Genomic DNA, 10,416 nt, shown 5'->3' on the forward strand with positions numbered 1-10,416 from the left:
ATCGGTTTATAAATTCGCTAAGTTTGCCTATTAAAGCAAAAATCAGTCACTTACCTGCCTTTTAAAGTTGTTGTAAACGCTTTTTACAGCAAAATCACCCCAAATATGCCGTTTTATGAAAGGTTAGTTAAACTCTGATCTGTAAATCCACTCAGGTAGTTAAATAGTGATCCAACATGATTTGGCAAGGGCGTGTTGAACTTTGGTGGGTTAATTTGCAGCAGTATGTTTGGTTTTTAGGCAAGGCGGAGCTTATGTAGTGTGGTTATTCCCCATGAATAGGCGATAACGTAGCATAAATACCAAACATGCGCTGCCCTTTGGGTTCTTTCTAGGGGTGATAAACTCTTTGTTGCTCGGTTTTTACTTAGCCCACTAGGTTACAAACCTCGCGCCGCGATTTAATCGCCCCTAGATTGAACAAATTTCAATCCACAAAGATCAACACGCCCTAGTTAAAGTCTGATCTGTAATTATGCTTCAATGTTCTAACTTTACTTAAAGCAATAAAAAAGGGCCTATTGGCCCTTGAGTAACACTATCTAGTTAGGAATTAAAACTGGTTCATGGTGTTATCTTCACCACCGGCTTTTAGCGCGTTATCACCAGAGAAGTATTCTTTGTGCGTATCGCCCATGTTAGACCCTGCTAGGTCTTGGTGCTTAACAGAAGCTTGCTCACGGCGAATTTCTTGGCGTTGTACATCACGTACATAAGCCAGCATACCCATATCACCAAAGTAACCTTCTGATAAAATATCAGTGCTTAGCGCAGCTGTATGGTACGTAGGCAGAGTAATTAAGTGATGGAAAATACCTGCTTCACGTGCGCCATCGCGCTGGAAGTTTTGCACTAGTAAATCGGCTGCTTGTGCAAGTTCTGTTGCATCCATTTCTGGTGCCATAAGGCCTTTATTATCAGTAATACTTGGGTAAGCACTAAGGTCACGACCTGCTTCTTCCCACTCTTGATACACTTGCTCACGAAACTTAAGCGTCCAGTTAAACGAAGGCGAGTTGTTGTATACCAGTTTTGCATTTGGTACGTGTTCTTTTACACGATTTACCAGTTCTGCAATTTGCTTAACATGTGGTTTTTCTGTTTCAATCCACAGTAAATCAGCGCCCGACTGCAAGCTCGTAATACAATCTAGTACTACGCGGTCTTTTTCAGTGCCTTCGCGAAATTGAAATAAACCGTTATCTAGGCGAGTTGGTTTACATAACTGGCCATTAATTTTCATTGCTGTGTCGCCTTCATTCAAGTCATCAACACCGTTAATTGGCGTCGTTTCTAAAAATGCATTGTATTGGCTTGCTAAGTCACCTGGTGTTTGCGACACAGGTACTTTTTGAGTAAGGCTTGCACCTAATGAATCTGTACGTGCCACAATAATACCGTTATCAATACCAAGTTCTAAAAAGGCGTAACGTACTGCGTTAATCTTTGCTAAAAAGTCTTCGTGTGGAACGGTCACTTTACCCGCTTGGTGACCACATTGTTTAGCGTCAGATACTTGGTTTTCTATTTGAATGGCACACGCACCGGCTTCAATCATTTTTTTAGCCAGTAAGTAAGTTGCTTCTTCGTTACCAAAACCTGCGTCAATATCAGCAATAATTGGCACAACATGAGTTTCAAAGTTGTCTATTTTATCAATAACAGCTTGAACATCGCCGCCATTCGCTTTTGCTGCATCTAGGTCGTTAAACAAGTGGTCTAGTTCACGTGCATCAGCTTGCTTTAAAAATGTGTAAATTTCTTCAATTAGCGCAGGTACCGATGTTTTTTCGTGCATGCTTTGATCAGGCAGCGGACCAAATGCAGAGCGAAGTGCTGCAACCATCCAGCCACTTAAGTATACATAGCTGCGTTTAGTTGTTTTTTGATGGCGCTTAATAGCCATCATCATTTGTTGGGCAGTAAAGCCATGCCAGCACCCTAAAGATTGGGTGTACAGGCTTGTGTCAGCGTCATATGCAGCCATATCTTCACGCATAACGTCTGCTGTGTATTGCGCAATTTCAATCCCTGTACGAAAACGGTTTTGTAAACGCATACGGCTTGCGTATTCAGGGTTAATAGCTTTCCATGCGCTGCCTTGTGATTGGCAAAGAGTAGAGAGTGTGTCTGTTTCGCGTTGATATGTTGTCATAATAAAATCCTTCGAACGAGTGTGTAAATTATTTTAATGTTGTGAGAGTGGCTAGGAGTGTGTTCCGTAGCGCTTAATTCAACATTAGGCTCCTTTTCTAGATTTAGTAAATTTATAGTTGTTATTGTGGCTATACATTTTGTGAATGGCTAAAAAGCACTCAACATTGCCTTTTTGAGTTATTGTTGCCTTAACGCACAAGCACACAACAACATCGCGACCGTTTAAGGAAGGCAATTATGTCCCACACTCTCACACATTCAGGACTCAGCGTAGACACACAACTCGCTGATTTTGTTAAAAATCAATTACTACCAGGCACTCACTTAAGTAAGCATCAATTTTGGCAAAGCTTTGCACATATAGTTCAAGCACTTACTCCTATAAATAAGGCACTGCTTGAAAAGCGAGAATTGCTTCAACAGCAAATAGATGACTACCATCTTGCTAATAAAACGTGGGATAGCGTTAAGTACCATGCCTTTTTGCAAGATATTGACTATTTAGTTAAAGAGCCTACCAACTTTGAAATTGAAACCCAAAATGTAGAACCCGAAGTAGCCCTTACAGCTGGCCCTCAGTTGGTTGTGCCTGTAAGTAACGCACGCTTTGCACTTAATGCCGCTAACGCACGTTGGGGTTCGTTATACGACGCTTTATACGGTACAGATGTGTTAAGCGAAGACGATGGAGCCGAAAAAGCCAATACCTACAATCCTGTTCGTGGTTTTAAGGTAATGGCCTACGCTCGCCAGTTTTTAGATAAAGCATTGCCGCTCACTAATGGCTCGCATATAGAAAGCACTAATTATTCAGTAGTAGATGGCGCACTTTTAATTACGTTACGTGATAGCTCTCAAACCACATTAGCTAACCCATCTCAGCTTATTGGCTATCAAGGTGAAGCACAAAACCCAACCGTAGTGTTATTAAAAAACAATGATTTACACATAGAGCTACATATCGATCACCACCACATTATTGGCCAAGCAGATAAAGCAGGCTTAAAAGATGTAGTGTTAGAGGCCGCGCTTACAACCATTATGGATTGTGAAGATTCTGTAGCTGCGGTAGATGCAGAAGATAAAGTACAAGTTTATAAAAATTGGCTTGGTTTGATGCAAGGTAACCTAGTTGAATCGTTTAAAAAAGGCGATAAAACTGTAGAGCGCACTCTGCAAAGTGATAAAACATACACCGCACTCGATGGCGGCACCGTTACTTTAAAAGGCCGTAGCATGATGTTTGTTAGAAACGTTGGCCATTTAATGACGAACCCTGCTATTACCGATGTGTACAATCAACCGGTATTTGAAGGCATTATGGATGCGATGTTTACTGCCACCGCTGCCCTGCACGACCTAAATAAAAAAACAGGTATTAAAAATACCAGCGCGCAAAGTATTAATATAGTAAAACCAAAAATGCATGGCCCTGAAGAGGTAGCGTTTACTAACACTTTATTTAGCTTAGTAGAGGAAGCGCTAAGCTTACCTAAAAACACGCTTAAAATGGGTATTATGGATGAAGAACGCCGTACTTCTGTAAACCTAAAAGCCTGTATTTATGCAGCTAAAGAGCGTGTTGTATTTATAAATACTGGATTTTTAGACCGCACAGGCGATGAAATTCATACCTCTATGCAAGCGGGTGTTGTACTTCCAAAAGCACAGATTAAGCAGCAACCATGGATACAAGCTTATGAGGGTCGCAACGTCGATATTGGCCTTGCTTGTGGCTTAAGTCATAAAGCACAAATAGGTAAAGGCATGTGGCCAATGCCAGATAAAATGGCATTAATGATGGAGCAAAAACAAGCTCACCCTAAATCAGGCGCTAATACAGCATGGGTGCCCTCCCCTACAGCCGCTACCCTGCATGCAATGCATTATCACGATATAAACGTATTTACCGAGCAGCAAAGTATAGCTAAACGTGCTATTGCGAGCCTTAATGACCTGCTTACACCGCCGCTAATGACAGATGCTAAAACGCTTTCAAAAGAAGATATTCAAAGCGAGCTTGAAAACAACGCACAAGGCATTTTAGGTTACGTTGTACGTTGGATTGATCAAGGCGTTGGCTGCTCAAAAGTACCCGACATTAACCATATCGGGCTAATGGAAGACAGAGCAACACTGCGTATTTCAAGCCAGCATATGGCTAATTGGTTGCTAAATGGCGTGTGTTCACAGGCGCAAATAAAATCAACAATGGCTAAAATGGCCAAAGTAGTTGATGGTCAAAACGAGCACGACACTGCGTATACACCCATGGCAACAAACGAAGAAACCCTTAATAACAGCATAGCGTTCCAAGCTGCACTTGCACTGGTTTTGGAGGGTGTAACGCAACCTAGTGGTTACACTGAACCACTGCTACATAGCTACCGTATAAAATATAAAGCACAAAAAACGAATACGCTTTAACCGCTTAAGCAAAGTTCAGATTAAGTGCTAAACCAGCTTTTAAGCTGGTTTTTTATCGCCTAAAATTAGAATAACATCACTTTTAAGGCATTTTAAAGGTGTATAGATAATACACATGAATATCTAACATTTATTCAAACGTAAAAAAGCGTGTTTTGCATACACAAAACACGCTTTTTAAAGCTTTAGCTAATTAAATCTAATTTTTTACAATGGCATTGTGATAAATATTTTGTACATCGTCACAATCTTCAAGCATATTTATAAACTTATCAAAGTTAGCAATAACTTCTTCGTCTTCAATTTCAATATTAACTTGAGGAATAAACGTAATTTCGTCTACTTCAAAGTTAATGCCTTCAAATGCGTCTTCAAGGGCAGTTTTAGCTTTAAAGTATTCTGTTGGCGGTGCAAATACCGATATTTTACCGTCCTCGGCTTCAACATCGCTAACATCAACATCAGCCATCATTAATGCTTCTAATACGACTTCATCGTCATCACCCGCAAAGCCAAGTACCGCATAATGATCAAACATATGTGCTACGCAGCCAGGAGTACCAATTTTTGAGTCTGTTTTAGTAAACGGTAAGCGTACATCTTTAATTGTACGGTTCGGATTGTCAGTTAAACAGTCAACAATAACCATGCAATTACCTGGGCCATAGCCTTCGTAACGGGCAACAGAGTAATCTTCCCCTGCACCACCGGCTGCTTTTTCAATTGCTTTATCGATAACGTGCGCTGGTACTTGGTCTTTTTTAGCTTTTTCGATTAGACGGCGTAGTGTTTGATTTACTTCGGGATCGGGATCGCCACTTTTTGCTGCAACGTAAATCTCTTTACCATACTTTGAGTTTACTTTTGTTTTTGCATTGGCTGTTTTGATCATAGAACTTTGACGAACTACAAATGCTCTGCCCATTTTGTGCCCCTAATGAATACGTTACGTTTTGCGGTATTTTACCAACTCAAAACGTATTGGGCTAGGAACAAACGTTATTTTGTAATTTAAATAACATAGCACTTATTCTTAAATAAATTTAATAGTACCCTATTTAACATAACTCTATTTTTTCAGAATAACTCTCAACTAATGTCACTAATTCAACAAAGTCATGTAAAACGTAATCTGCCTGATCGGCATAAGCAGGCGTTGACTCTGGAGCGTATAAACACGCGCGCATATTTGCATTGTGCGCAGCTTGAATGTCGTAAAGGTAATCGCCTACATAAAGTAAATTTCTTGCGTTAATGTTCCAAAGTGTTGCAATGGCATTTAAAGCGCTGGGATCTGGCTTTGCTGGGGCATCGCTTCGCGTTAAAACTGTGCTGATAGGGAGTGGATTATTTTGTAATTTAATTGCCGCTGCTTTATCAAAATTGCGAGTAACAATCGCCATCGGAATATTTTTAGACTTTAAAGCATGAATAGCTTCACTCACACCAGGTAATATACTGGCATGTTGTGCATCTATTAATTCGTGTTGGTGAACTATATTCATTGCCTCTTCACGCATATACGGTGAGGGCAACTGAGCAATGTAATCAAGTAAGTCTTGCTCGCAAGGGCAACCTATTTGGGCCTTTATTAATGCAAAATCTAATTCTGATGAAACCAATGTTCCATCTAAATCAAAAATCACTCCAAAAATAGCCTCAACCTGAGTAGTCATATCATTCCCTGAATTTAGTTATTACTAAATGAAATTTAAACATAAAATTCTCTACTGCTTATGCCCTAGGCCGGTAAATACAAAGGGATAAATGAAACTAACTATATTTAAATATTAATACGCACCATTATCAATCTATTGATAACAAAGTAATTTAAGTGCTTGATATATCATGCGCAAAAAAAGGTAAATATACAAATTGAACTCACAAATTTTACGTAAATTTACAAATAACAGATCAAACATGAACGCAGTTTAAACGTATGAAGAAAACGCGCACATAAACTGCTGTGCGCGTCGGTTGGGGAAGTTTTAAATATTAATTTTGCTCAAAGCGGGCTTCGAGCCAAGTATCATCTTGAGCAAAGTTTAAAGTTTTAATCTTACCTTTGCCCTCAACGTTTACCATATTTACCTGAGATGGCCATAAATCACGAAGTGCGCCATTACTCATTTTAATTCCTTCAATGTTTTCAGGAATTGGTGCTTCTTGGTAAACCCAAAAAAACTTACCATCAACTTGTGCTCCCACAAAGTTAAGTGGTAAAGGTTCACCACTTAACGTTTGTAGAGCAACATGCGATTCAACATACTTAGCAAAACGTTGTTGGTCGGCTTTATTACTAATAATATCAATTTTGCCTTTAAACAATGTTCCTACGGCGTGTTCGGTATCATGTAAATAAAAGCGATGCATTAATTCAACATTATGCGTTCGTTTATTAAAAAGCACGGTTGTAACTGACGATTTTAGTTGATGCGCCATACTTGGCGCAGCAACTAAAAGGCAAACAATAATAAGCAAAAAGCGCATTATTGCTGCTCCTCACCGTCATCCTTTTCGTCTTTCTTCTCATCAGTTTTAAGCTCAGTTTTAATATCTTGCATGATATCGCGACTTACTTTAGCTTTACTCTTTTCCTTTTTAAACACTTCAATACGTGAAGGAATAATACGACGAGGGTAGTTATTGTTTTCAACATCTACGTCAGCTGTTTCCCAGCCTGGGTCAACAGTAACTGATACAAGCGGTTTGTTTTTATCGGTAACAATCAGCTTTTGAACGTTTTTATAATTACGACGCCAAATTTCAGCAGGAATATAGCGCTCTTCTTTAGTGCCATCTTCATATGTTAGCTCTAATAAAATAGGCATTACCAAACCACCAAGGTTTGAAAATTCCATAACGTAATAGTTTTTATCTTCTTCTAAAGCACGCTCAAGCGTTTTACGCTCCCACGGCTCTAAGCCTTTTAAAAACTTATTGTACGAGTTACGTTCTTTATTGGTTACAGTAAAACGGTCGTTTTCGTCATAAAAATCGGTAACATCAGAGTTTTTCTCAACCCATGTTTTTTTACCTTGTGCGCGGTTACGCTCAACAAATAATGAAGTAGGTTTGTCTGCTTCAATATCACGTAAACGGCTGTAATCAATATCAGGGTTTTTAGTGTCTAAACGTAGTTGATATACTTTATCTAAAGAGATATCTACATGGTCTGTGGTGTAAAACCAGCCACGCCAAAACCAATCTAAATCAACACCAGAGGCTTCTTCCATTGTACGGAAAAAATCAGCTGGAGTAGGGCGCTTGTATTTCCAGCGCTGAGCATACTCTTTAAATGCAAAGTCGAATAAGTCACGACCTAAAATTACTTCACGTAAAATATTAAGGGCTGCTGCAGGTTTAGTATAAGCATTAGGACCTAAGCGTAATACACTGTCTGACTGAGTCATAACAGGTACTTGGTTTTCAGACTTCATGTAGCTCACTATATCGCGAGGCTCAACACCCCAAGGAATAGTAGGATCCCATTCACGACCAGCAACGCCATCTAAAAAGCTATTTAAGCCTTCATCCATCCACGTCCATTGGCGCTCATCTGAGTTAACAATCATTGGAAAGTAAATATGACCCACTTCATGAATAACTACGCCAAGTAAAAAGCGCTTTTCAGCTTGAGAATAAGTACGTGTACCATCATCTTGTAACTTAGTACGCGGGCCGTTAAAGGTAATCATTGGGTATTCCATACCGCCAACAGGGCCATTTACCGATTGCGCAGTTGGGTATGGGTAGTCAAAAGAATACTTAGAGTACACTTCCATTGTGTGTACTACCGTTTCAGTTGAGTACTTCTCCCATAAGTCACCACCTTCTTTAGGGAAGAACGACATTGCCATAACTAAAGGTTGAACGTCACCACCTTGCTGATAACCCTTTGCATCCCACATAAACTTACGAGACGACGCCCAAGCAAAGTCACGTACGTTTTGCGCTTTAAAGTGCCACGTTTTAGTTTTGTCGGTGCCTTCTTTTTCGTTTTCTAGCGCTTCTTCTGCGTTAACAATAAACACAGGACGCTTAGATGTTTCGGCTTGCTTTAAACGTTTACGCTGAGTACTTGTAAGTACTTTGCTCGCGTTATCAAGTTTACCTGTTGCCGATACAATGTGATCTGCCGGAACAGTAATCTCAACATCGTAATCACCAAACTCAAGCGTAAACTCACCTGAGCCTAAAAACGGCTTGTTTGTCCATGCTTCGTAATCGGTATAAGCCGCTAAACGAGGAAACCACTGAGCAATTAAGAATATGTCGTTGCCGTCCTCTTCAAAGTGCTCGTAACCAGAACGTGCACCCACTGCATCTTCTTCAACAATGTTGAAGGCAAAGTTCATGCTAAACTCTACTTCTTTACCTGGTTTTAATGGCTCGTTTAAATCGATGCGCATTAAGGTATCAACTACGGTTACGCGTAGCTCTTTACCATCGTCATCTTTTACGCCACTGATTGTATAACCCAGTTCGTTGTCGCTCATAAATTGCTGACGACGTAATTCACCTAAACTTAATTTAGCGGGCTTTTGAGCTGGTAGGCTTTCTAAAGTGCTTTTAAACGTTTTAGTTGTTTCGGCAATAGAATCACTTTTAAAAATATTTTGATCTAACTGTAACCATAAATATTTAAGCGTATGTGGTGAGTTATTTTTATATTCAATGCTTTGGCTACCGGTAATGCGGTGCTTTTTTTCATCTAACTTCACATCAATATCGTAATTTACACGTTGCTGCCAGTATTTTTCACCTGGTTCGCCAGCGGCACTACGATAAACATTGGGTGTAGGAAGTGCTTCGTCTAATTGACGAAATTTATCAACAAAAGAACCTTTTGTTTGCTCAACCGAAGACGCCATAGCTGCACTCGATATTGCGAACGGCAATACAAAAGCACTTAGCGTAAGACCTATTTTTTTCATTGTTAGTCCTAATATAATTTTGTGAGCGTACTTTGACAAATATACCAGTTAGCTTCAATAAATTAGCGACCAAGTACCGTATTTTTAGGGTGATGTTCACTTAGTTTTTTAGATTGAAAAATACAATTATTTTGTAACAAAATACGAACAGATAAAAACTGTAAAGGGGGTTTACAAAATTGGGTTTTAACAATGGTTTTGATCGGTTAAATACAAAGTCCCAGAACTTAAAAAAATATCATTCACTTTATATATATTGCTAAAAAAGTATTGCTTTGGTATTACCAGGTAAACCATTAATCCTACGTATAAGTATTACTAATTCGAAACAAGTAAAATGGCCTAAAAGCCCTTTCTACTGAACAAAAACACAGTGAAAACGAGTAAATAATTGGCTCAAATATTGCCGAACTCCATTAATATTCGCTATTTGTACGATAAATGACAAATAGTGTAATTTTAGGTTGATCTTTAGTGCTGTTTATATTTAAAATCGCCAACCTTTTTATTTGAGGCAAATAAATTCGTCACATTTATCCTCAAATTAATATCGATTACTAGCAAGAAATGCGGTGGGCTTATGGATTTTTACATCCTAAAAAAACAACAAGAACTAATTGCGATTCCAGCAAGTGAGAATAACTGTAAGCAGTATCTCGATTCGGGTTATTTTTATATCGATAAAGTAGCAGCGTGCAACGAAACTAATGCACTAAAGGCGCTACACGCAAAACAAACTAAAACGTTAAAAATTCCATTATTAATGGCACTTTTAGCATTGCCGGTTGTTTTTTCAGCTTGGTACAGTTTAACCTAACGTAATACATACCTTTGGCTTGCATCTTTAACAGCCTTGGGTATATTGGCGCTCTTACGGTTTTATTAAGAGCGCGAC

At 39.2% G+C, this 10,416-nt stretch carries 7 protein-coding genes; 2 read left to right on the forward strand and 5 right to left on the reverse strand.

What is annotated here, in order from left to right; genetic code table 11:
• Window positions 1–553: 553 nt before the first annotated feature.
• Window positions 554–2,155, reverse strand: coding sequence for an isocitrate lyase (locus PARC_RS17655; RefSeq protein WP_010552885.1), 1,602 nt, complete (start codon window positions 2,153–2,155; stop codon window positions 554–556).
• Window positions 2,156–2,394: 239 nt separating this feature from the next.
• On the opposite strand from PARC_RS17655, the gene PARC_RS17660 reads away from it, so the two are divergent.
• Window positions 2,395–4,584 carry a malate synthase G gene (locus tag PARC_RS17660; protein ID WP_010552884.1) on the forward strand — a complete coding sequence of 730 codons (2,190 nt, stop codon included), beginning with the start codon at window positions 2,395–2,397 and terminating at the stop codon, window positions 4,582–4,584.
• Window positions 4,585–4,783: 199 nt separating this feature from the next.
• Here PARC_RS17660 and PARC_RS17665 read toward each other — a convergent pair whose 3' ends face one another.
• From PARC_RS17665 to PARC_RS17680, 4 genes are all read right to left on the reverse strand, one after another.
• Window positions 4,784–5,509, reverse strand: coding sequence for a YebC/PmpR family DNA-binding transcriptional regulator (locus tag PARC_RS17665; RefSeq protein ID WP_010552883.1), 726 nt, complete (start codon window positions 5,507–5,509; stop codon window positions 4,784–4,786).
• 133 nt (window positions 5,510–5,642) lie between these two features.
• The gene (locus PARC_RS17670) at window positions 5,643–6,260 is read right to left on the reverse strand and encodes an HAD family hydrolase (protein WP_007583617.1); all 618 of its coding nucleotides are present in this window, start codon (window positions 6,258–6,260) and stop codon (window positions 5,643–5,645) included.
• A gap of 319 nt (window positions 6,261–6,579) precedes the next feature.
• The gene (locus tag PARC_RS17675) at window positions 6,580–7,074 is read right to left on the reverse strand and encodes a DUF6702 family protein (RefSeq protein WP_007583614.1); all 495 of its coding nucleotides are present in this window, start codon (window positions 7,072–7,074) and stop codon (window positions 6,580–6,582) included.
• The gene (locus PARC_RS17680; protein WP_010552882.1) at window positions 7,074–9,521 is read right to left on the reverse strand and encodes a M1 family metallopeptidase; all 2,448 of its coding nucleotides are present in this window, start codon (window positions 9,519–9,521) and stop codon (window positions 7,074–7,076) included. The genes PARC_RS17675 and PARC_RS17680 overlap by 1 nt, the downstream gene beginning before the upstream one ends.
• A gap of 580 nt (window positions 9,522–10,101) precedes the next feature.
• On the opposite strand from PARC_RS17680, the gene PARC_RS17685 reads away from it, so the two are divergent.
• On the forward strand, window positions 10,102–10,338 hold the full coding sequence (locus PARC_RS17685) for a hypothetical protein (protein WP_002959190.1): 237 nt from the start codon (window positions 10,102–10,104) through the stop codon (window positions 10,336–10,338).
• Window positions 10,339–10,416: the final 78 nt, after the last annotated feature.

This window comes from Pseudoalteromonas arctica A 37-1-2, assembly GCF_000238395.3.
Taxonomy (GTDB): Bacteria; Pseudomonadota; Gammaproteobacteria; order Enterobacterales; family Alteromonadaceae; genus Pseudoalteromonas; species Pseudoalteromonas arctica.

Coding starts and splice junctions, on each gene's coding strand:
- PARC_RS17680 (WP_010552882.1), bottom strand. CDS start 9,521: ATGAAAAAAATAGGTCTTACGCTAAGTGCTTTTGTATTGCCGTTCGCA.
- PARC_RS17685 (WP_002959190.1), top strand. CDS start 10,102: ATGGATTTTTACATCCTAAAAAAACAACAAGAACTAATTGCGATTCCA.
- PARC_RS17655 (WP_010552885.1), bottom strand. CDS start 2,155: ATGACAACATATCAACGCGAAACAGACACACTCTCTACTCTTTGCCAA.
- PARC_RS17665 (WP_010552883.1), bottom strand. CDS start 5,509: ATGGGCAGAGCATTTGTAGTTCGTCAAAGTTCTATGATCAAAACAGCC.
- PARC_RS17675 (WP_007583614.1), bottom strand. CDS start 7,074: ATGCGCTTTTTGCTTATTATTGTTTGCCTTTTAGTTGCTGCGCCAAGT.
- PARC_RS17670 (WP_007583617.1), bottom strand. CDS start 6,260: ATGACTACTCAGGTTGAGGCTATTTTTGGAGTGATTTTTGATTTAGAT.
- PARC_RS17660 (WP_010552884.1), top strand. CDS start 2,395: ATGTCCCACACTCTCACACATTCAGGACTCAGCGTAGACACACAACTC.